General features: G+C 45.0%; 15 protein-coding genes. 1 reads left to right on the top strand and 14 read right to left on the bottom strand.

Annotated elements, in window-relative coordinates; genetic code table 11:
* Position 1: 1 nt before the first annotated feature.
* The 14 genes from J6I44_RS08695 to J6I44_RS08630 form a co-directional block, all read right to left on the bottom strand.
* Positions 2-490: a YdeI/OmpD-associated family protein gene (locus J6I44_RS08695; RefSeq protein ID WP_265765686.1), complete on the bottom strand. Its 489-nt coding sequence runs from the start codon at positions 488-490 to the stop codon at positions 2-4.
* A 25-nt stretch (positions 491-515) separates the two neighbouring features.
* Positions 516-1,145, bottom strand: coding sequence for a hypothetical protein (locus J6I44_RS08690; protein WP_265765685.1), 630 nt, complete (start codon positions 1,143-1,145; stop codon positions 516-518).
* A 98-nt stretch (positions 1,146-1,243) separates the two neighbouring features.
* The gene (locus J6I44_RS08685; RefSeq protein ID WP_265765683.1) at positions 1,244-2,860 is read right to left on the bottom strand and encodes a peptide chain release factor 3; all 1,617 of its coding nucleotides are present in this window, start codon (positions 2,858-2,860) and stop codon (positions 1,244-1,246) included.
* Between the two features lie 92 nt (positions 2,861-2,952).
* Positions 2,953-4,650 (bottom strand): potassium channel family protein, encoded by a 1,698-nt coding sequence (locus tag J6I44_RS08680; RefSeq protein WP_265765682.1) that lies wholly within the window; start codon positions 4,648-4,650, stop codon positions 2,953-2,955.
* A 236-nt stretch (positions 4,651-4,886) separates the two neighbouring features.
* Positions 4,887-5,753, bottom strand: coding sequence for a DUF72 domain-containing protein (locus J6I44_RS08675; RefSeq protein ID WP_265765681.1), 867 nt, complete (start codon positions 5,751-5,753; stop codon positions 4,887-4,889).
* A gap of 65 nt (positions 5,754-5,818) precedes the next feature.
* Complete coding sequence (locus J6I44_RS08670; RefSeq protein ID WP_265765680.1) at positions 5,819-7,171, bottom strand: acyl-CoA dehydrogenase family protein; 1,353 nt, start codon at positions 7,169-7,171, stop codon at positions 5,819-5,821.
* Between the two features lie 63 nt (positions 7,172-7,234).
* Positions 7,235-9,100 carry a M61 family metallopeptidase gene (locus J6I44_RS08665; protein WP_265765678.1) on the bottom strand — a complete coding sequence of 622 codons (1,866 nt, stop codon included), beginning with the start codon at positions 9,098-9,100 and terminating at the stop codon, positions 7,235-7,237.
* A gap of 34 nt (positions 9,101-9,134) precedes the next feature.
* Positions 9,135-9,569 (bottom strand): hypothetical protein, encoded by a 435-nt coding sequence (locus tag J6I44_RS08660; protein ID WP_265765677.1) that lies wholly within the window; start codon positions 9,567-9,569, stop codon positions 9,135-9,137.
* A gap of 122 nt (positions 9,570-9,691) precedes the next feature.
* Entirely contained in the window at positions 9,692-10,699 is a 1,008-nt protein-coding gene (locus J6I44_RS08655) for a serine hydrolase domain-containing protein (RefSeq protein WP_265765676.1), read from the bottom strand.
* A gap of 83 nt (positions 10,700-10,782) precedes the next feature.
* Positions 10,783-13,092: an ABC transporter permease gene (locus J6I44_RS08650; RefSeq protein ID WP_265765675.1), complete on the bottom strand. Its 2,310-nt coding sequence runs from the start codon at positions 13,090-13,092 to the stop codon at positions 10,783-10,785.
* 62 nt (positions 13,093-13,154) lie between these two features.
* Positions 13,155-15,593 (bottom strand): ABC transporter permease, encoded by a 2,439-nt coding sequence (locus J6I44_RS08645; RefSeq protein WP_265765674.1) that lies wholly within the window; start codon positions 15,591-15,593, stop codon positions 13,155-13,157.
* An 82-nt stretch (positions 15,594-15,675) separates the two neighbouring features.
* Complete coding sequence (locus J6I44_RS08640; RefSeq protein WP_265765673.1) at positions 15,676-18,087, bottom strand: ABC transporter permease; 2,412 nt, start codon at positions 18,085-18,087, stop codon at positions 15,676-15,678.
* Positions 18,088-18,176: 89 nt separating this feature from the next.
* Complete coding sequence (locus tag J6I44_RS08635) at positions 18,177-18,866, bottom strand: ABC transporter ATP-binding protein (protein ID WP_265765672.1); 690 nt, start codon at positions 18,864-18,866, stop codon at positions 18,177-18,179.
* 166 nt (positions 18,867-19,032) lie between these two features.
* On the bottom strand, positions 19,033-20,322 hold the full coding sequence (locus J6I44_RS08630) for an efflux RND transporter periplasmic adaptor subunit (RefSeq protein WP_265765671.1): 1,290 nt from the start codon (positions 20,320-20,322) through the stop codon (positions 19,033-19,035).
* A 279-nt stretch (positions 20,323-20,601) separates the two neighbouring features.
* Here J6I44_RS08630 and J6I44_RS08625 point away from each other — a divergent pair, with 279 nt between their 5' ends.
* A complete protein-coding gene (locus J6I44_RS08625) occupies positions 20,602-21,984 on the top strand; it encodes a sigma-54-dependent transcriptional regulator (RefSeq protein WP_265765670.1) in 1,383 nt (460 codons plus the stop codon).
* Positions 21,985-22,054 lie beyond the last annotated feature (70 nt).

The raw sequence follows: 22,054 nt of genomic DNA, 5'->3' as shown, positions 1-22,054 counted from the left end.
TTCAATCTCCATAAAATTTTTCATTCCGGGACACCCGATCCAACATCTCTGTAATACGACGCACCCGGGTTTCCTCTTTTTGGGCCTCATATATCCAATCCAGATAAGCCTTTTTCTCAGTTTCTCTAAACGCCATAAAATTTTTCTTTACCTTGGGCGACTCCACCTCAAAACAGCGTATAATCTCCTCCGGTATCTCAACAGCTGACTCATCCCGGTATAGTTGAATCTTAACGTAGTCGCCAGCCTCCTTCCCAATCTTTTTCCGTATCTTTGCATTTACGGAAAGGAAGAGCTTACCATTCCCCTTGGCCATAAGCTTATGCTTTTTTAGGAGATACCCATCAATGGTTCCACTTACCGTCACCCATCCAAAAGGTGAGTTAGAATCAACTGAAACCTCGGGGAGATCGACGTACGTCCATCCGCCCTTTCCCGAAAACTTTTGTAATAACACGGTGCGCTTCACCAATAGCGTTTCCTCTTCCATACCCGATCGTAGTGTACTAATTTAATTATGCGATAAGATACCAAAAACTCAGCTCCATGCTTTGTGTATCGATCATATTCAATAGGGGTTGACATATGTGCTCTTGGCGATACCCTTCACAGATCTGTTTTGTTTTGCCTAAGGTTCTCCCAAGCGTTACTTCAGAATAACGCCCCTCCTCAACCTTGCCCATAAAATGAGCCTTCGTATTATCAAATCGATCCAGATATTGGTCCTCAATATCTTCCGAAGCCTTTATAAGGCTATCAGTGTCACCTGAATTGTTAAGGCTAAACGTCCCATATTCGACGCAAGAAAAATGATCCGGCGTTTCAAACGCTTCTTTCAATATGGCTTGAAACGCCATATCTACGCTGTCTATATCCAGTAACTCGAAAAAATGTTGCGCAGCTTTATCGGAATGGGCCTGCTGTTCTATTTGCTTAAGGGAAGCCATATCTTTGGCAAACATGACATTCGCATATTTCCCGGAATTACCTTTTACCAGGCAATCCAATACCAAGCCTTCTTGTTTGCTTAAGAATGAGGACTCGAAGTCCAGAACGGCAGCTATTAAAGCCTCTTCTGTAATATCCTCTTTTTTTCTAAAAGAGGTAAATTCCATTACTGATGCAGTTGTACTCTGTTTAATCATCTCATCTAATTTTAGTTAATCCTGTTGTGAGATGAGTAAGATAAGCGACCTTTTGACAACCCTATGTCAAGGGTACAAAATTAATTTACCTCAACTAATCAGTTCTGCTTAAACTTGAAGAGGTTCTCTGTTCCTACCTTCTCTTCAGCTTGGCTTAAGGCATAAGCACTGTCAAAAAGCACGATAGGGTTTTCCTCCATGTCCTTTGTGACATGCGTAGAGTAACTGTTCTCCAGCTTTTCAATGATATTCTTATCACCAGCCAGCCAACGCGCCGCATGGTATGAAACAGCATTCATATGCAGTTCGGTATTATATTCTGTGGCCATCCGGTGCTTAACTACATCAAACTGTAGCGCCCCAACGGTTCCCAACAGTAGTTCATTACCAACGCCATTGGGAACTTCAAAAACGTGAACGACCCCTTCTTCCGCTAACTGCTTAAGTCCTTCGCGTAGCTGCTTCCGCTTAAAGGGATCTTTCGTTGATACCTTCATAAAATGCTCCGGCGTAAAGAGTGGAATCACGTCAAACTTAACCGGCTTGTCGCTATAAATAGTGGTCCCGATACGAAAAGAACCCGGATTAAACAACGAAACCACGTCGCCGGGATAAGCTTCCTCCAAAATATGGCGCTCATCACCCATTAGCGTGTGGGGCGTTGACATTTTAACTTTCTTGCCTGTATTGCTTTCCGTCACTTCCAGCCCCCGTTCAAATTTGCCGGATGTGATGCGGATAAAAGCTGCACAATCCCGGTGGTCGGGATTCATATTCGCCTGCATCTTGAATACAAAGCCCGAAAAACCATTGGCCAAGTCACGATCTTTGCTTTCCTCATCCTGGTATTGTTGTGGAGGATTGGCCAGCTCGGAAAAATAGTCCAGGAATACATCCAGGCCAAAGTTATTCAAGGCCGAACCAAAGAATACGGGCGTACACTTTCCATTCAGGAAGGCTTCCTGGTCCATCATCTCGAACATGTCTTCCGTGAGCATCACTTCTTCACGAAACTTGTCCTTTTCATGATCTGAAAGGATTGCTTTCTCCAACCCTTCTTCCAGGTCACAGATTTCCGTTTCGGCTTTTTTGGCCCCGTGCTCTTCTTTCTTCTGCAGATGCAATTTCTTGCCAATCAAGTCATAGATACCCTGAAAATCCTTTCCGTATCCTAACGGCCAGGATGCCGGAATAGGCTCAATACCCAGTTGGTTTTCAATATTGCTGATGACTTCCAGCGGCTCCAGGCCCGGACGGTCACACTTATTCACAAAAGTAATAATGGGAATTTCTCTCATCTTACAGACTTCAAAGAGCTTCTCAGTCTGCTCCTCTACCCCTTTGGCAACGTCAATAACCATCAGGGCCGTGTCGGCTGCAACAAGCGTGCGGAGCGTGTCTTCAGAAAAGTCTTTGTGGCCGGGGGTATCCAGCAGGTTAAATTTGATGTTGTCCTTCTCAAACCGGAGCACGGAAGAGGTCACTGAAATACCGCGATCTTTCTCAATGGCCATCCAGTCGGAGGCCGCATAGCGGTTGGCTTTACGCTGCCGGATGGAGCCTGCTTCATGAATAGCCCCACCATAAAGCAAAAGTTTTTCGGTGAGCGTCGTCTTACCGGCATCAGGGTGCGAGATAATCGCAAAAGTCCGCCGGCGACGGGCCTCTTCAATAATTTGTTGTTCTTCTTTTGTAAGGGTATCGGACTCGGCCATGGGCGTTGATCAAGATTCTGTATTCTGAAAAAGCCTGTAAAGATACGAACTTTTTGCTGTTTTATCATATTCCTGTCGAACTTGACTCAGCTTTACGACTTGCCGTTCATAAATCTTTCCATAAAAAGTCGTTCAGCTTCAGCATTTCCGATCAGTACCAGCTCACTTCCTTTCTGTATGATAATTTCGGGCTTCGGATTTATATGCTGCTGGCCATTCTGCTTAATTCCAAGTACGCTGCAACCTGTTTCAAGACGTATAGAGGAGCTAATCAGGCTTTTTCCAACCAAGGAATCCGGAGTCTGGATATTAAATACATTTAGTCCTTCGGCAATCATCACTACATCGCTGCGCTCCAGAATATTGAAAATCACGTTTGCTCCCATCGTTGCATAAGACATCACAAAATCCGCGCCGGCACGATGTAAGGTAGATACATTTCTTTGTACTGTAGAGCGACTGATGATTTGGATATTGGGGCGCAACCGACGGGCATAAATTGTCAGATAGATATTCATATCATCATCGTGTGTAGTAATAATGATACAGGGAGCGTCTTTTATTCCAGCCTTTTCCAGAACATCAATATCTTCTGCATTTCCCAATATATATCGATTATCATCTTTAATTCGATCGGGATTTTTGTCTACGATATAATAATCCATATCACGCTTTTCGAACGCTTCGGCAACACCACGCCCTACACGTCCCGCCCCGATGATAATAACAGGCTTGTCTGTGGCATGGTAAATCGCCATAAATTCATCATAAATTCGCAGTTGCTCCAGGGAACCAGCCATCAACAATACACTCTGCTCATGTATAAGAGTATCGGGCTCGGGCTTTAGCAACTTCCCACGTTCCCAAACCCCTACAATGTTGATACCGAATTCGTCTCTTAGTTTACTTTCACGAAGGGTTTTACCAACCAGTGGCGTTTTATAGGCCGTTGCTTCGGCAACAATCAGATTGTCGAAACGCCCTACCACATGCACACGGCTGTCCTGCCCCGAAATGCGACGTGAAAGTGAGTTGCCAAGCATTTTTCCAAGTTGGATAACGTGATTAGAACCGGCCATCTCCAACAGATCCACCGAGCTAACCGAATTGGCTGTAGTAACAATAGTTACCTCTTCATCCAGTTCACGAACAGTATTACTAATATTGGAATTCACCATATCGCTCCCCAATGCCGCGACCATAGCCGCTTGGTCAACCTGTAATTTTTTATAGGTCTCAGGATCATCCAGCTCTCCAAAAACTACGCGATAACCTTGATCATAATATTTTAACGCCTGTGGAAGATCATTGAACAGTAACACATACTCGTAATTATATTGCCTGAGCTTTTCAATGAGAGATTCAGAAATGGGATTAAAATGAGTGATGATGATGTGGTTGGAAGTATCTTCCGGCAGTTCTCGCGGAGCCCGTGCTTTGGACTGCGCATCGAGCCAGGGTGCATAGAAAAACTCAATAAAGGTGAAAGGCAAAAGAATAAGCAGTGACACCATCCCCGAAAGCAGTACAATAACCGAAAAGGCACGCCCGATATCACTGGTAAAGGTAATATCTCCAAAGCCCAGAGTCGTCATCACAGTGAGCGTCCAGTAAAACCCGGTAATCCAGCTATGCGATTGCCCCTCGTAGAGCATAATAAAATGAAACAGAATCGTATAGATCAGAATCAAAAGCAAGAGCCCACTTAAAAACCTCACCAGACGCTTGATATTCACCCGGGTATTTCGATTGGACAGGAAAAAACTTAATTGCGAGGTAAAGAACTTCATTGCAACCAGATCTACTTATGATTTAGAAGACCAAATACCCTTATAACAGCAGCATATTGTATGCTAATTAAATACAATATATCATATCCTGCTTGTTATCAATAATTACTTCATCGTACCGCCTCTCATTATACACAATATGAATTTAAGGTTTGAAGGAGGGAATAAAAGCCTTTCTTCAGAATAAGGAAGGTATTCTAAGAACCTTTGAACGTTCGTTCAATCGGTGTTTGATATCAAAACAGATCCAGCTGCTCATCCTGCCGCTCTATCGGCCAAGCGGGCATCGGTTCCATCTCAATAAGCTCCGACAACAGTTGATGAAATTTTCGTGCAATGGGCGGCTGACTCACTTTATCCGGGGAGTGGGTAAAAATGTACGGATGGAGTCCTTCTTTAATCCAGTCGGCAATAACGATGGCCCATTCCTTAAGATAGGACTCGTTGTTGAGAGCATCATTAGCCCCTACAAAACGGACAAAGGGGCGCGAACCCGTATTTTCAAAACGTACCGGTACCTTGGGCTTTTTCTTCTGCGCCTGCCGGATGGTGGGATCGTTTTTCTTCATGCTGTGGAGCTTTCGGCTATCAAAGATCACCCGATCAATATTATAACTTTTGAGCAGCCGGTTGAGGCGGTTTTCTTTATTGCCATGGTCAAAGAATTCCGGATGGCGGACCTCCACCGCATAACTGTACACAGAGGGTAGTATCTGAACAAGCCTTTCCAGCTTTGTAAACTCCCCCGGTGAAAATTGTGGCGGTAGCTGGATATGAAAAGGACCCAATCGGTCAGCAATCGGGTCAAATACCTCCAGAAACTGTAATACCTGACCCCTGACATCTGATAACCGGCGCTCATGGGTTATGGATTGATGAAACTTAAAACAGAATTTAAATCCATCGGGGGTTTCCCGGGCCCACTTATTTACGGTATCGGCCTTGGGTATGTGATAAAAAGAGGTATTACCCTCCACGGCATTAAAGACCGAGGCATACTGCGAAAGAAATTGCCTCGGCTTTGCATCATCCGTAAAAAAGTTGCCAATCCACTCTTTCAGGCTCCAGCCAGTGCATCCGATATGGTATTTTCGTATAGGCATAGCGAATATTTGATAGCGATATCCTTTAAAGGATCACTAAAATTGAAGAATCAGGCAAATAAATCCTATACAAACGCGCTTTTGCCGGTGATGGCACGGCCTACGATAAGCGAGTTAATCTGCTTGGTTCCTTCATAGGAGTAAATTGCTTCGGAGTCTGCCACAAACCGTGCTACATTGTAACGCAACAGAATACCGTTACCACCCAGCAACTCCCGTGCCTTACTAACAATATCGCGTGTTTTGAGGGTGCAGACCACCTTCGCTAACGAGGCGCGTTCGTCCGTAAGATTACCTTCATCCTGCAGTTCGGACAGGCGATATACCATCGACTGCATGGCCGTAAGGTTGGTCAACATTTCGACCAGTAAGTCCTGTACCAGCTGGAAGCTGCCAATTGTCTTTCCAAACTGCTTGCGATCGTTGCAGTAGGCCAGCGCATTTTCGTAGGCGCCACGGGCACAACCCACCGCCTGCCAAGCCACCGAAGCTCGGGTCAGACGCAAGATGCGCGAGGTGTCTTTAAAGCTCTCCGCATGTTGCAATCGATCGGCCTCTTTAACTTTGCAGTCATCAAGCGTAATGAGCGCATTCTGGACAGTACGCAGCGCCATCTTGTCTTCAATCTTCTCGGCGGTAAAACCCGGATTATCGTTTTCCACAATGAATCCTTTCACATCGGCGCTATCCACATCTTCGGCCCAAATAATGGTGATATCCGAAAAGGTGGCATTGCCGATCCACTTTTTCTGACCATTGAGGATCCAGGTGTCACCCTCACGCCTGGCTTTGGTTGTGAGTCCACCGGCCACAGCCGATCCAACCTTGGGCTCCGTCAGGCCAAAGGCACCAATCGTCTCCATCTTTTGCATACTCGGCAGCCATTTCTGTTTCTGTTCTTCGCTGCCACATTCATAAATGGCTCCCATCGCCAACCCGCTCTGCACACCGAAAAAAGTAGAAAATGACGGATCTATCCGGGCCATTTCCTGGGCAATAAAGCCCTGCAACACATTGGATTTATTGGGACAGCCGTACCCCTCAAGCGTCAGCCCACAAATGTCGAGCTCACCCATCTTGGGAATCAGGTGAACCGGGAACTCCGCCTTCTGCCAGTATTCATTGGCAATAGGATCCACTTCTGTTTCCATAAACTCACGAACTTTCAGCTGAATTGCTCGTTCTTCCGGCGAAAGTTTGTCCGACAGATCATAAAAATCGCCATCTACGGGGGGCGGCTCGCGGTCGGCACTGCCGCCATCCAGCATTTTCATCATCTTTTTAAGATCGGACTCGCTCATCTTATTAACCTTTGCGATGAGTTTTCCCAGATCCACTTTCTGTGCCAGCTTTATGATGCCGCTGATATTTAAGTTGCGAAACAATTGAAAGATGGACGTTTTATTGTCGTCAGCCATACCTAAATAGATTAATTGCAATGAATAAGTTATACAAAACGATTATATGAACACGTTCTATAATTATTTCCCGGCTTTCGAACCCAGCCAGTTTTGGCGAAACGCTTTCATTTCGTCCGTTAGAGATCGGTCATCCAACTGTTCATACGGGATAACTTCCAAGGCTGGATTTTTGGCCAGTCGTATTATCCCCTCCTTTTCGACGCCCAGCGAACTATATTTGACCGGCAGCTGGTCATCGGCTTTATGCTTTGCGAGTAATTTATTCAGGATCTGTGCATTGGTTATTTGTTCACCGTCGAGCGAGATAAGGATATCATCCTTATTCAGCCCTGCCTCATACAACGGACTGCCAACCTGAGTCTGCCGGGCTACCACCGCCTGCCCATCTCTGTAGTCAATTTTTGCAGTACCAAAACTGAGTACCGGCTGAGAGGTATCGGCTTGCTGTAATGCAAAGCCGGCATTTGCAAACAAGGACTTTAAATCCACATGCTGGCCTCTATAAATATGGTTGGCAAAAAACTGCTCTGCGAATTCAGTGCTATCCGTCACCTCGGCAAGCGTCTCCTGCAGATCAGTTATTTGATAAGGTTCTTCCTTCACCCCATATTTTTCCCACACCCGGCGCATATAATCATCCAGTGTCACATCCTCAAAAGTGGACCGGAGGCTAAGATCCAGCCCCAACCCCAATACGGCACCCCAGGAATAGTAAGAAATAAAAGTATTGGATTTATTCTGAGCATCTACAGAAGCGGCTGCATCCACAAAAGGCGCCTGCCGACTCATCTCAATAGGATTATAATAACTGTTGCCCGGCGAATTAAGCACATAGTTTAAGGTGCCGGCCCAGTCTGCCGCATATTTCTGGTCGGAGATGAGCCCTGCTCGCCGAATCGTCAAGTCATCATAGTAGCTGGTAAACCCTTCGGCAAACCATAAATCTCCGGATACATTGGCTTCCATAAACTTAAAAGGCTCAAGCGATTGGGGACGAATTCGTTCTACATTCCAACTGTGGAAAAACTCGTGCGAGAGGGTATATAAATTTTGCAAGGCTCCATCCCCTTCGAGTGAACGCTGGCTCGTTAATATGGTGGAATTACGATGCTCCATCCCATCGCCATAGACATACGGCAGGTAATCAGCGATGAAGGTATAAGTGTTATAGTCAAAGTCAGCGGGTGTTCCATAGATAGCTACTTGTTCTGCGACCACTTTCTGCGCCATCTCAGCATAGGTGTTGACCTGTTGTTGGGTGCCGTTGTGATGAACGGCCAACCCTATCGTTTGGTTGGCAGTATCCGCCGGGGCGGGCCACTCGGCTATCATATGATCACTGAGCTCGGTTGGGCTGTCAAAAAAGTACTGGTAATTCGGTGCCCAAAAACGCATTTCATCATCCGTCGGCTGCAATTGCGTCGCCGCTTTCCAGTTGCTTCCTTCTGGCGGATGGAAGCTGACCGTTATCGGGGTATTGGGCAAATTCGGAACCCAGGCAAAAGAAGCCGGCATGTTCAGATGGGCATGCTGCTCGTTAATTCCCGAATAAGTGCCATCCGCGCGCGTTCCAAAGAGAGTATAATGAAATTTGATGGTCCCATCGTGACTTTCAACCTCCCAATGGTGCAAATCCGGGCGTGCTATAGTTAGGGTATCTCCTTTACTGTCCGTAGCCGTCACGTTATAGACATTTTTGGCAAACTCATGGAGGGCATAGCGTCCGGGCGAGGTACGACTCATCGCGATATTAACCTTACCGGGAAGCAAATTGGTCATTGCCAGGGTAATTTCAGCTTCATTATGAACCCCATTGGGGAACCGTACATCATAGTGAAGGGCAGGCTGTTGGTCGGATTCGGTTCCACAGCCATTAATAATGAACCCTATGATACATATAAATGGTAATACTTTTTTAAGCCTCATATTATTGTTCTCAGGAATATCTTATTTACTGTTTCTAATTATCAGATGGTGTCTGTTCTTCCTTCTCATATTTCTCTAACTGTGAAAACAAGAGGCGTTGATAAGCCTCTCTCTGATGCTCAGGCACTGAAAAATGATAATCAGGATTTTCAATTTGCACGCTGCTTTCCTGGTCATTAATAGCCTCAATAATAACTTTCCCTTGATTCTGAGAAGTAGTACTGTCATTCACATATTTCGTCCTGCTTATGATCAAGGATATTTCCTGCTTGTCTTTAGCTTCTGTTACAGAATCAATATTTAACTGACGGCCTTGTATCACATCTCTGACAATTCCCTTCATGGATTCATAATCTTTGCCATAAATGCGCTTATTAGCTGAACTGCCTAAGCCACCGCTACTCGCACACCCCTGAGCCAGCAATACTACGGCAAATATCAGGATATTAACTCTACATAGTTGATCCATAGTCTTTTATCCTTAATTAGATATGAACTGTACGCTTACCTTAATCAATTCAACGCGATAAATCCAACCATTATTTGCCCCTTGGGAAAGCTACAGTGATCTCAATTAAATTAAGTAGAGCTTCACTGGGATAGAAATGGCAGGATATCTTCTCTTAATAGTTCAAAAACCGGCTCTTTGTACGAACGAGACTGATCCGCATTCTGCAATGAACCGGTTAACACAACAACAGCATTCAGATCTGGAATCATAAAAATATATTGACCGCCAAACCCCCAGGCGAAATGGACCTGAAATTCACCGACGGGCTTTTTCCACCACATATATCCATAGTTATAAGGATTGAAGTTGCTACGCGTGTAGGTTTGAAAAGAATCTTGAAGCCACGCTTCCGATATAATCCGCTTACTCTGATAGATGCCTTTATTCATCACCATCTGTCCAATTTTCAGCATACCGGCCGGACGTAACGCCATATTGTTTCCGCCCATATAATACCCCTGGGGATCACGATCCCATCCTCCAACTGTTACCCCCATTGGGGCAAAAAGATGCTCATTGGCAAAAGCTCTTGTACTTTGACCCGTGGCTTTGGTTAAGATTACAGAAAGCAGATGTGAAATTCCGGTACTGTATGCCATATCTCCGCCGGGGCGGGCAGCCATAGGTTGCCCCAGCGTAAACCTAACCCAGTCATTGCTTGTTACCCAAGCTCCATAGTTATGGAAACTCGTCGTTTCCAGTCCCGCCTGCATCGTCAGCAAATTCTTTATTGTGAGGTTTTCTTTTACAGAATCCGGATGAGCCTGGAAATAATCTTTAAAGAAAGGTCCGATTGGCTGATTAACGCCTTCTAAAAACTCCTTATCAACAGCAATACCTACCAACAAAGAGATGATGCTTTTGGAGGCCGACTTTATATTGGCAAAATCATCCTCATCCATCCCATGGAAATAACGCTCACTGATCAGCTCCCCATCCTGTTGAATGAGCAAGCTGGTGACCGAAGGAATCTCGGAAGCCTCTTGATTGATTTGTTGTAAAGAGTGAATCGCTTGAGTCTTCCCGTTTACAGGGTAAGCGAATATTCCTAATAAAATAATGATGAATCCTATAACCGACTGTCTCATGCAAATGCTACACTTTGATCTAAAGTAACTCACGTATTAAATATATAGATTCAAGAAATCGTTCCCTCTGGACTTGTCCCTTATTATTCCATCCGAAGAGACTTCACCGGATTTACCAACGCCGCCCGGATGCTCTGCCAGCTGACTGTAGATATTGCAATAATCAAAATAATTCCCCCAGCCAACAAAAATACACCGGGACCTATTTCAATTTTATAGCTGAAGTTTTGCAGCCATTGACCCATCACATACCAAGCTATCGGAACAGCTATGATAAAGCTCAGCATTAGTAGTTTTAAAAAATATTTACCAAGTAGAGCCACAATATTTACGGTTGTAGCTCCCAGAACTTTTCGGACACCAATCTCTTTGGTACGGCGTTGAGCCGTAAATGCGGCCAACCCTAGCACTCCCATGCAGGCAATTAAGATAGATATACCGGCAAATATACCTATCACCCATACGGTATGTTGCTCTTGCTCATACTGCTGTTGAATCAAATCATTTGCAAAAGTAAAATTCAAAGGGGATGAGGAACCCAGTTTTGCCCATACCGAACGTAAATCATCCAAACCCTCACTAATATTTCCAGCTGTAAGGCGAACCGTTACAAAATATGCTCTATTCAATTGGTTAGACCTTAGAAAGACCGGCTCAATTTCCTTCCTCAGATTCTCTATATGAAAATCTTTTACAACCCCTACTACTTCAACTCGACCAATTATCCGTCCCAAGATATCTTCGGGATCATGAAAACCAAGAGCCTTTACACCGGTTTCATTGATTAACGCTTCTTGGTTTTTGGTAGCACCGCCGGATGAAATGTTTCGCCCGGCCACTAAAGGTATTCCCATCGTTCTGATAAAATCTTCATCAATCCGGGGATTGACAAATGTATACTTTTTATCAGGAATCGAATCGCTCTGAAACGTAAAGCGCGTCCTCGCAAAACGACCGGTGGCCGGAGTCGCACTCGCAGTAACTGCCTCAATGGTGCTCTGACTTATTAATTCTTGCTTAATAGCATTTCCCTGCCTAATCAAAGCAGGATCATCAATTTTTATACTCACAAGTTTATCGGAATCAAAACCCAGATTCTTCTGCTGTATATATTGGAGTTGTTGTAATATTAGAGCAGTCACTGTAAGCATCACTACGCTGGCCACAAATTGAAGTATAACCAATCCCTTTCGTAGAAGGCCCGATCCTGACTGTATATCGCGCTTTCCCTTCAATATTTCTTGAGACTGAAGTCCTGAAATATAAAGTGCTGGATAGATCCCCGACAGTATACCAGTAATCGCTACCAGGCAAAGCAGAGCAACATAAAACCATATATTATTAACAACATTAAGGCTTATTTGGGTTTTGGCATAGATGTTGAACCAAGGCAACGACAGTTCAAGCAAGAGAAGTGCCAGAGGCAAAGCAAATAACGTAACCAATAAAGCCTCAGATAAAAACTGTCGGATCAGCTGTAAGCGATCTGCTCCAATAGCCTTTCGGATGCCTATCTCATTTGAACGCTGAGAATAGCGAGCGGTGGTCAAATTGATATAATTCCCACAGCCCAGGGCAAGAATTACCAGTGCAATCAATGTGATGACTTGCACGTATTGCCAACTTCCTTGCCGCTGAGCACCCAGGCTGGAAAAATAGACATCATCGAGGGGTTGCAACCGAATATCTTCTACATATTCTTTGCCGTCTATTTCTCGGATATGGTCCAACACCAAATCGGCTATTGCGGCTGTATCAGCATCTTGGTCCAATAGCGTATACATCAAATTCCCGCAATCAAGACAAATTGGTGTACTCTCCAGCGATTTGTAGGATAAGAAAACGTCATATTTAAAGTGCGAGTTTACGGGAATGTCTTTTATTACTCCCGTTACTTCAAAATCTTCTCTTCCCTCGTGCCAATTAAGAGTAATACTTTGGCCGATAGGATTTTCATCTCCAAAAAGACGATCAGCTGTACTTTGTGATATGACCGCGGCAAAAGGGGTATCCAGCACACCATTCTTTGAACCAGCTATTAGCGGAAAGGAAAAAATATTGAAAAGGTTTGATTCCGTACAAGTTATCTCTACATCCCGATAATCTTCATCACCAACAGTTATAGGTTCACCTCCGCAACGTTTCATACGAGCGGCATCTTCCACTCCCGAAACGTTGTTGCGCATCTCTGCTACCGGATTTCCCGACGTATAAACTTTCCATTCTTTCGCATTAAACCCTCCATAAGAAGTAATACGATAAATCCGATCCTTCTTTTTATGATACTCGTCAAAGCTCAATTCATGTTGGATGTATAGAAAACACAGCAGTACCGAAGCAATTCCCAGAGCTAATCCTGTGATATTTATGATTGAAAAAAACTTGTTGTTCACCAAGTTCCGCCAAGCTATTTTGATATAGTTTATAAACATATTCTTAAGCTTTCAGTCCATTATCATTCGCTTCTTAGACTTTCTACGGGATTGGCCAGTGCTGCCCGAATCGATTGCCAGCTTACGGTAAACAATGCGATAAACATTGCACCGCCCCCCGCCATCAGAAAGATAACGGGAGTGACCTCAATTTTATAGGCAAAACGCTGCAGCCACTGACTCATTAGATACCAGCTGACCGGAACTGCTATCACAAATCCAAGTAGTACCAACTTCAGGAAATCCTTGCTTAACAGACTAACGATACTTAGAACTGATGCTCCCAAGGCCTTTCGGATCCCAATTTCTTTGGTGCGGCGTTGGGCGACCAATGTAGCTAACCCAAATAATCCAAAACAAGCCAAAAGTACCGCAAGACCTGAAGCCAATTTCATAATCAGGCTCCATCGCTGCTCTGATTTATACTGGCTTTCAAGAAGCTCATCCAAAAAAGCATAATTAAAAGGCAGTTGCGGAAATAGTTCATTCCATAGTTGATCAAGTTCTTCCAGGGCCTCTCCCATCGCTTCATTTTTAACCTTAACTACAATGGTTCCTGTTTCTTGACCTTCCTCCGAATTGATGTGCCTCAAAAATAATGGCTGTATTTTACTGTAGAGAGGTTGGAAATGATAGTCTCCTATAACTCCCAGCACTTTCTTGCCGTCGAGTGGCGCTTGCCACGATTCTGTATTGTCATTAATGGTTTTTCCAACCGGATCCTCCCAGCCCATCACTTCAGCAAATTGTTCATTAACTAAAATTCCTTTTTCAATACTGGACTTTCGATCCATCGAAAAGTTGTGGCCTTTAATTAGATCAATATCAAGCGTCTCAAAAAAATGCTCATCCACTATTTCTGACCTGACCCCACCTCCAAATCCTTCTAAGGTCGTGCTACTCGTCCAAGTGGCCATCCCTGCTCCATAGGATAAAATCCGATTGTAACTACTGTTGGTAAGAGCTATTTGCTGTACGGCTGGTAATCCTTCAGCCCTCTGACGAAAGACACGAACCCTCGTACTGCTTTCCTTACTGTTTATAGCAGACTCGATAGCAATGACATTGGTTGGGGAGAGCCCCAAGTCTTTATTGGATAAAAAATTGATCTGCTTTTGGATAGAAAAAGCTACAACCAAGAATATTATTGAAAGTGCAAATTGCACGACTACCAAGCCTTTCACAAAGGCAGGAATTTGCCCGGCAGATCGTTGTGAGCCAATCAGCAAAGACAAATTTCTTCTAAAGATGACATAGGCTGGATAAATGCCCGTAATAAGAGTGGTGATAGGAATTATAGAAAGCAGTAGCAACCATGCTATTGGGTCTGCAAAAACATCTGAATGGATAGGCTTTTGAGTGAGCTCACGAAAATAGGGTGCCAACAGTTCCGCCAGCCCCATGCCGATAAGCAATGCAATACTACTGGTGATAAAAATTTCACCTATCATCTGCATGCTGAGCTGCTTTTTCAAGGCCCCCGCTGCTTTACGGATGCCCAGCTCATTATGACGGCTCGATATCCGACTTAACGTTAATCCTATAAAGTTAAAGCCAGCGATACCCAAAATGACCAGTGCAATCGCGACTAATATAAGCGTATATTGCAGATCGGTATGTTTTGCTATGCTATATGAATCGAACTGACTAAAATAAACCTCCTCCAACGGCTGCAGACTGATTGTTATATTTTCTGCCCGCGACCCGTAATGCGTTTCCAAAAAGGATGGAAAGGTCTCCTCCAAAGCTCTTTGGGATGCTTTTTCTTTTGTCAGTACCCATGTAATACTATTGCCCATATGCCATGATTCTCGTTCCGTCTTTCTCCGCTCTTTGGGATAAGTCGCCATCATTGCCTCAAATGGAACAACGATATCAAAGGTTATGCTGGAATTGGCAGGTACTTCTTTTGCAATGCCAGTAACGGTGTGTACTCGTTGCTCCCCATTGATTTTTAATACCATTGTCTTTCCTATCGCCGGGTCATCACCATATAAGCGCTTTGCCATACTTTCGGATAATACCACACTATTGGGATCGGACAGCGCCGTTTTCTCGTCACCTGCTTGTAGTGGGAAACTAAAAATTTGAAAAAAAGCGGGACCGGCAACAAGCGCTGGTTCCTTATAGAACTTTGCATCTATCTGAACTTTAAGCATACTTTGGGTTAAGCGCACGGTACGTTCAATTGCTGGAAACGTAGAATCCAGTGCTGTGGCCATGGGAAAGGGGTGTATTAGGGAACGCCGAATTTCGCCTTTAGCATTGGTTCTGGAATCCACAAGACGAAAAATACGATCTCTGTTCTCATGGAAGTCATCATAGGTCCATTCAAACCGTACGGAAAGCATCAGCAGGATACAACAGGCTATACCAACGGCTAAGCCACCGATGCTGATCAAAGACTCCAGCTTGTTCTTCTTTAGCTTTCGAAACGCTATTTTGATATAATTTTTAAGCATTTTTTTAGCTTTCAGCAATCAGCCGTCAGCTTTCAGTTCTGCCTTTCTTACGGCTGAAAGCTAATAACTGACAGCTCATCAATCATTCACTCCTCAAACTGTTTACAGGATTCATTAAGGCTGCTTTTATCGATTGCCAGCTGACTGTGGCCAAGGCAATCAGAACAGCAGCACCGCCGGCCAATAGGAAAATACCCGCTCCGATTTCAATTTTATAGGCAAAACGTTGCAGCCACCGGTTTATCACATACCAGCTGACCGGAACAGCAATCATAAATCCCAGCAGCACCAACTTGAGGAAATCTTTACTCAGCAAGCGTACAATACCTGAAACTGATGCCCCCAGTACCTTTCGGATGCCAATTTCCTTGGTGCGGCGTTCGGCTGAAAAGGCTGCTAATCCATACAATCCCAGGCAGGCAATAACAATTATTATAAAGGTGAATAGTACTACAATATTGGCCAGTCGGCGCTCGGTATGGTACATCGTATCAAATTTCTCATCCAAAAATTGATACTCAAAGGGCTGATGAGGAGCATACTCTTCCAGATTAGTCTCAATAAAATTCAATGCTGCCTCTATCTCACCCGGTTCCAAACGTGCCAGGATGCTCCCGGATGATGACCACGAAGAAGGTTCAAACATATGCAGCACAACCGGCTCCATTTCTTCCCGCAGTGAGGCAATATGAAAGTTTTCTGCAACTCCTATGACCCTTCCCTCCTTCCGTATGCCAAACGATTTTCCTATCGCTTCCTTTGGGCTCCAGCCTAGTTTTTCGGCTGCTTTTTCATTGATGATGTACGCTTGCTCTCTATCGGTTGAAAGGTTTGGAGAAAAATTGCGGCCGGCAAGCAAATCGATATCCAACAGATCTAAAAAGTGATGATCAACAACGGCAGGAGCAAAATAGATGGATTCATCTGGAGTAGCGGCTTCCTCTTGTGGTGAAATATCAGTCGGTTTATTTCCCAGCCGTATACCGAAAGATCCAGGCACATTATTGCCCACAGACACCTCCTGAATGCCCGGAGAGCTGAGGAGGTTACCCCGGATAACATCCCGCAATCTCCATAGTTGGTCATTAGGCAGTCCTACGCTAACCACTTGCTCATCGTTAAAGCCCAGATCCTTGTCCTGTACATAATCGAGCTGGTTATATAGCACCAAAGCACTGATAATCAATGTTATGGCCATGGCGAACTGGCCCACAACCAGGGTCTTTCGCAACCAGGCCCCTGAAGGCCCTTGTTTTAACTTGTCTTGCAATACGGCTGTCGGAGAGAAGTATGATAAATAGAGTGCCGGATAAATACCTGCTAATATCCCCACACCTGCTGCCGCCAGTAGCAGCCACAGCCAAAAAGAAAGAGATACTCCCCAAACTACTTCTGTACCGAACAAATCATTAAAAAGAGGCAAAGCCAGCTGAGCTATTCCAACACCGATGATATACGAAACGATGGCAAGCAGTACGGATTCACCAAGGAATTGGGTGGCTATTTGCCGGCGTACTGCTCCAACAACTTTGCGGACTCCCACTTCTCTGGCTCTCAGGGAAGCCCGGGCAGTAGCCAAATTTATATAGTTGACACAGGCGATCATCAGGATAAGCAATACCGCTGATCCAAACAGATACAGATACGTTCTGCTACCGGTAAAACCATCGGACGAGTTAATCTCGGACAAATGCAGGCCTGTTATAGGAATGGCAAAAAAGGTATCGGTTGATTGCTCGCCTTCCTTCGTCTCATAATACTTTTGCCCAAGTTCTTTAAACTGGCCGGGCAGCGTTTCCAACGATTCGGCTGAGCAAAGCAAAGCATACGTCCTTGGAGAAAATGCCTTCCATGCAGAAGGATCGCGCCACCTTTCCGCTTGGGTGTTATAGGAAATGAGGGAGCGATATTTAACCGATGTATTATGTGGAGCATCCTCTATCACTCCTGTTACCTCAAGGGTAATTAAGGTATCCTTCTTCTGCCAATAAAGTGGCTGCCCCAGCAATTCTTCGCCCTCCCTGAACAGTTGGTTCGCAGCAGATTGGGTCAGCACGATGCTGTTGGGATCGCGCAAAGACTGTCCCGGATTACCTTTCAGCAATTCGAATGAAAAAACATCGAAAAAGGCGGGTTCTGTATAATCTCCGCTACCCACATTAATATAATCGTTGCCATTTCTGCTCAAAAGAAGTCTTCCGGTACCGCCACCAACACGAACGGCTTTCTCTACAGCCGGGATTTCCGTGACAAGAGCATCAGCCAGCGGATAAGGCGTTGAAAGCATGCGTCCGCCAAAGCTGGGGGCACTTCCCACTGCAATTATGCGATCAGATTTTTCATGAAAGGTATCGTAACTGACCTCGTCGTTTATATACAAAGCTATCAACACACAACAGGCCATACTTATTGTCAGCCCAAACAGATTGATCAGGCTATAGCTTTTGTGATGGACCAAATTCCGAATCGCAATTTTAATGTAGTTTTTGATCATAGCTTTCAGTTTTCAGCGGTAAGCTTTCAACCCTCAGGAACAGCGCCTGTTTCTACGCTGCTAGCTAACGGCAGAGCGTTGAGAGGGCGTTAAACATGGAATCCCTGCTGCATCTTTTCAGTGACAATACTTCCATCAAACAGGTGGATGACACGGCGAGCGTAATCGGCATCGTAAGGAGAGTGCGTCACCATGACGATGGTAGTCCCCTGCTCATTGAGTTCGGCCAATAGCTTCATTACTTCATCGCCATGGTCGGAGTCCAGATTCCCGGTCGGTTCATCGGCCAGTATTAACGAAGCATCAGCCACTACCGCCCGGGCGATGGCCACGCGCTGCTGCTGGCCGCCGGAGAGCTGCTGTGGAAAGTGATTGCGGCGGTGCATCATATTCATCCGGTCAAGGGCCTCTTCGACTTTCTGCTTGCGCTTATTCGTTGACGTTCCCAGGTACAGCAAGGGGAGTTCCACATTTTCAAATACCGTGAGTTCGTCAATCAGGTTAAAACTCTGAAAGACAAACCCAACCCTCCCCTTACGTAGCCGGGCGCGTGCTCTCTCTGAATAGTCAGAGACCTCATCTTCATAAAAATAGTATTCGCCTTCGGTTGGATTATCCAATAGGCCCAGAACATTTAGCAACGTAGATTTTCCGCAGCCCGAGGGGCCCATGATGGCACAAAATTCTCCCTCTTTGATCTGCAGGTTTACATTATCTAATGCCGTTGTCTCTACCTCATCGGTGGTATAAATCTTCTTCAGGTTTTTAGTTTTGATCATGGCTGGTTGGGTTAGTGGGTATTATTTCTAAATGGTTTATGGGACAATTCAGTACTTATAGCTTTTATTTTAGAAGCTTTTCGGCTATCAACTTTAGCGATTTTTTGGGTTGCCGTATTGAAAATAGTTTGTAAGGAATTCTGTCTTCAGCGGTATTACTTGAAAGCTACTGCAGATTCAACACCTCATTATCTCCGAAAGTGTCATAGCTTGAGGTGATCACGCGGTCACCCGGCTCCAGGCCCGATAGTATTTCGAAGTATTCGGGATTTTGTCGACCAAGACGAATATCCCGTCGAACTGCACTGTTTCCATCTTCACTTACTTCGTATACCCAACTCCCACCCGTGGCCTGGTAGAAACCACCGCGTGCCAGCAGAACCGCATCCGAAGATTTCCCCAACTCCAGTCGTATACGCAACGTTTGTCCACGGCGAAGACCTGAAGGGGACTCATTCTCAAACTCCATATCCACTTCAAACTGCCCGTTTTCTACTACCGGATACACCTTGGATATATACAGTTGATGCGTTTGCCCGGCGAAGGCGAAACTACCCTCCAATCCCTTTGAAATCCGGGACAAATGAAATTCATCAATGCCTACACGCACTTTAAAACTGTCCAGAATATCTACTTGCCCGATGCGCTCTCCGGGTGTAATAGATTGCCCGGGATTCAATTCCACCGTGGATAACTGTCCTGAAATGGGAGCAGTAATAATCAATTTATCGAGTATTCCCTGCACAGCCTCCAGGCTTCGCCACATACGGTCGAGTGACTCATCGATCTGTCGGAGCTGCAATGCCGTACGAATTGAATCCTGTTTGAATGACTCATAGATCAAGTTGTACCGTTTTCGTTGGTACTCATAATTTTCTTTGGCTTCAATATAGGTTTGCTCGGCAATTAATTCTTTTTCGTAGAGCTTTTGTTGGCGGTGATAGTCTGACCGCGTAATTTCCAGCTGGTTTTCCGCATTGGCCAGCCGTTCTCGCAAGCTCAATGTATTTGTTTCGATATTCAGGCGGGAGTTACGCGTTTGATTTATTTGATCATAAATAGAGGAAGTCTGCTGCATAACGCTAAGTCTCAGATCTGAATTAGAAAGGGTGAGTATGGTATCCTCTTTTTCAACCATGGTACCCGACTCCATAAATACCTCCTCCACAACACCACCTTCAAGGGCATCCAAGTAGATCGTTTGTATCGGCTGCACAGTGCCCGCCACCTGGATGAACTCTTGGAAGGAATCCTCCTGCACCGTGCTGATGGCCACCCGTTCTCGTTCCACATTCAGTGTAGAGCGGGTATCCATAAAAATGGAACTGTACATAAACAGTGCAAGAAGGACTACCCCGCCCGCGATCATACCAATCCGTTTCGGAGTCCAAACCTTCTTTTCGACCTTTTTATCCATCCCCGAACTGGAAATACGATTTTTAACCTCTTCTGACATTTAGCTGCCTGCTGTATTTTGTCAATACTGTTAGTAATACTACATATATTCAATATGCGTGCCAACGATTTTTAGCCTTCAAAAGGTAGAAATTGCTGTTTAGCAAGGACCCAAGGTGTTCGGCCTGATACAGAAGATGTTCGAAATTGAACAGTTTCTTTTATATTTGAAAACATAAGCCAAGCTAACAGCAGCTGGCAGGCGGACGAAATTTGGTATGAATATTGAATATAACATGTTTGGTAAAGTGCAAGGCTGTGCGAATTAATTGATCAATAAATGGACAACAAGAAAAACGGCAATATTCTTATTATAGATGATGACCGTGATGTACTACAGGCAGCTAAGCTTTTTTTGAAGCAACATGTGGATAAAGTACACACAGCAACCGACCCTGGAGCTATACCCAGCTTAATCAATACTCATACCTATGATGTCATCATACTGGATATGAATTTCACAGAAGATGTCAGCAGTGGGCGAGAAGGATTCCGGTGGCTGCAGAACATCTTGGAGATCGATCCCTCGCTGGCGGTTGTGTTGATAACGGCCTATGGGGATGTAGAAAAAGCGGTGAAAGCGATTAAAATGGGAGCTTCTGATTTTGTTATGAAGCCCTGGCAAAATGAAAAACTGCTTGCTACGATTCATTCGGCGCTAAATCTTACCCGATCGCGCCGGGAAGTAAAGACCCTTAAGAACCAACAAAAGCAGCTCAGTGCCGATATTGATCAGCCCTATCAGGATATAATTGGCCAAAGCGAAGCAATGAACAAGGTTTTTGGGGTGATTGAAAAGGTAGCCGATACTGATGCTAACGTACTTGTCACAGGTGAAAACGGCACTGGCAAGGAACTGGTGGCCCGGGCCCTACATCGTCGATCAGGCCGCAGCGAGAACGTATTCATCAGCGTTGATATGGGCGCAATTCCCGAGCATCTTTTTGAGAGCGAGCTATTCGGTCATGAGAAAGGAGCTTTTACCGATGCTAAAGAAGAACGTGCCGGACGGTTTGAGGTGGCCTCCGGCGGCACTCTCTTTCTGGATGAAATCGGCAACCTTCCCTTGCAGATGCAACCAAAATTATTGTCAGCCATCGAAACACGCAAAGTGAGACGCATCGGCTCCAACAGAGCTATTGATATCGATATTCGGCTTATTTGCGCTACGAATGAACCAATCCGGGAACAAGTACAAAGCCAACAATTCCGGCAAGATCTGCTTTATCGGATCAATACAATCGAAATCCAACTACCTCCACTCCGAGAACGGACTGATGACATCCCGCTGCTCGCTGATCATTTTATAGACGAATTCAGTCAAAAGTATGACAAAAAGATTGAATCCCTCTCGGAGTCAGCTCTCCAGAAACTACACGAATATGGCTGGCCGGGCAACGTGCGTGAACTGCGGCATGCTTTGGAACGTGCTGTAATAATGACTGAAAAATCTGTGCTGAGGGCGGATGATTTTCTACTTATGGCGCCGCCTGGCAATGCAAACCCATCCACGGCGCTGAAAAGTCTTAATCTTAAAGAAGTTGAAAAAAAGGTGGTCCAAAAAGCTTTGGCAAAACACGATAGAAATATTTCACAAACAGCCGAAGAGCTGGGGCTAAGCCGGGCTTCGTTATATCGTAGGATAGAAAAGTATGAGCTATAAGAGCTACCAATACTCAGCCGTCAGCTCTCAGATGATACTTTGTTAATTACTGACAGCCGATAGCTGACCG

It is taken from the genome of Fodinibius salsisoli, from assembly GCF_026229185.1.
GTDB classification, from domain to species: Bacteria; Bacteroidota; Rhodothermia; order Balneolales; family Balneolaceae; genus Fodinibius; species Fodinibius salsisoli.
This window is presented reverse-complemented; position numbering and strand designations above follow the sequence as displayed.